This window comes from Clostridium sp. AM33-3, from assembly GCF_003480315.1.
GTDB lineage: Bacteria > Bacillota > Clostridia > Lachnospirales > Lachnospiraceae > Brotaphodocola.
Genome location: NZ_QUIV01000055.1, coordinates 1 through 366 on the forward strand (window position 1 = coordinate 1; position 366 = coordinate 366).

Genomic DNA, 366 nt, shown 5'->3' on the forward strand with positions numbered 1-366 from the left:
ATAATAATTCTTAAAGAATTTATTCTAGATATATTCAATATGCAGTTTTCAAGGTACATACAGGCACGAAAGAGATATCTTAAGTACCTAGTGGAGATGGAGAGATTCGAACTCTTGACCCCCTGCTTGCAAGGCAGGTGCTCTCCCAACTGAGCTACACCCCCACGGGATATGGACTTAGGTGGGCCTTACCTCTCTTCCGAGAATTATGACCCGCCAAGTCCAAATATGGGCTTAAGTGGACTCGAACCACCGACCTCACGCTTATCAGGCGTGCGCTCTAACCGGCTGAGCTATAAGCCCATATAAATCTGGCACCCACCTGCTCTCCCATGCCGTCTCCAGCATAGTACCATCGGCCGCTTA

General features: G+C 48.1%; 2 tRNA genes. Both read right to left on the reverse strand.

The annotated features are described in order from the left end of the window. Nucleotides 1–91 precede the first annotated feature (91 nt). Nucleotides 92–164 (reverse strand) — tRNA-Ala (locus DW819_RS15455). A 65-nt stretch (nt 165–229) separates the two neighbouring features. Beyond that, nucleotides 230–303: transfer RNA gene (locus tag DW819_RS15460), tRNA-Ile, on the reverse strand. Nucleotides 304–366: the final 63 nt, after the last annotated feature.